The 1,326-nt window shown below is 70.6% G+C and carries 1 protein-coding gene; it reads right to left on the bottom strand.

What is annotated here, in order from left to right; genetic code table 11:
* Window positions 1–1,326: type I polyketide synthase (locus ABZ154_RS35030; protein ID WP_356838513.1), on the bottom strand; the 1,326-nt coding region annotated here is incomplete at both ends.

Below are 1,326 nucleotides of genomic sequence, written 5' to 3'. Positions count from 1 at the left end.
GTGTACGACGTGCCCTTGTGGTCGGGGTCCGGGTCGTAGAGGCCGTCGAGGTCCCAGCCCCGGTTCGTCGGGAACCCGGACACGGCATCGGCGCCCTCGGTGACCAGCCGCCACAGGTCCTCCGGCGATGCGACCCCGCCCGGATACCGGCAGCTCATCCCCACGACCACGATCGGATCATCCGCGATCCCCCGGCCGGACAGCCCCGCCGCCACCGGCAGAACCTCCGGTGCGTCCGCACCCAGCAGCTCCTCCAGGAGATGGTCGACCAGCGTTTCTACCGTCGGGTAGTCGAAGACCATCGTGGCCGGCAGTCGCAGCCCGCTGGCCGTGTTGAGGCGGTTGCGCAGCTCGACCGCGGTGAGCGAGTCGAAGCCCAGGTCGCGGAAGGCGCGGCCCGGATTGACCGCGTTGCCGTCAGCGTGACCGAGTACGAGGGCGACCTGCCCGCGAACCAGGTCCACCAGCACCTCCTGACGCTCGACGACACTCAGCGCGGCCAGCCGCTCCACCAGCCCCGCAGCCGTCGCCGAACCCGCCGCCGCAGCCGCACGCCGCGACCGCACCCGGATCAACGAACGCAACAACGGCGGCACCTCACCCTGCGCACGCAGGACCGGAAGATCCAGCCGCACCGGCGCCACCACAGCACCACCCGACGCCAGAGCCGCATCGAACAACGCCACACCCAGACCCACCGACAACGCCGGCACACCCGCACGCGCCATCCGCTCCGCATCAGCCCCCGACAGGGTCCCCGTCATCCCGCCCGACTGATCCCACGGACCCCAGGCAAGCGACACACCCGGCAGCCCCTCCGCCCGACGACGCTCCATCAACGCGTCCAGGAACGCATTACCCGCCGCGTAATTGCCCTGCCCCGCACTCCCGAACATCGCGGCGATGGAAGAGAACACGACGAAGGCTGACAGGTTCTGGTCGCGTGTCAGTTCATGCAGGTGCCATGCGGCGTCGGCCTTGGGCCGCAGGACCCTGTCCAGCCGTTCCGGGGTGAGGGAGCCCACCACACCGTCGTCCAGCACACCCGCCGCGTGCACCACGGCCGACACCTCGTGCCGGGACAACAACCGCTCCAGAGCACCCCGGTCCGACACGTCACACGCCTCGACCGCGACCTCGGCGCCCAGCTCCGACAGCTCGCCGACCAGCGCCTCGGCACCCTCGGCACCAAGACCGCTACGGCTCACCAGCAACAGCCGCCGCACACCGTGCTCCACCACCAGATGCCGCGCCGTCACCGCACCCAGACCACCCGTACCACCAGTGATCAGCACACTGCCCACACCGGCCCACACGAGGCCCTCG

Origin of the sequence: Streptomyces sp. NPDC006261 (genome assembly GCF_040613515.1) — a bacterium.
GTDB lineage: Bacteria > Actinomycetota > Actinomycetes > Streptomycetales > Streptomycetaceae > Streptomyces.
This window is presented reverse-complemented; position numbering and strand designations above follow the sequence as displayed.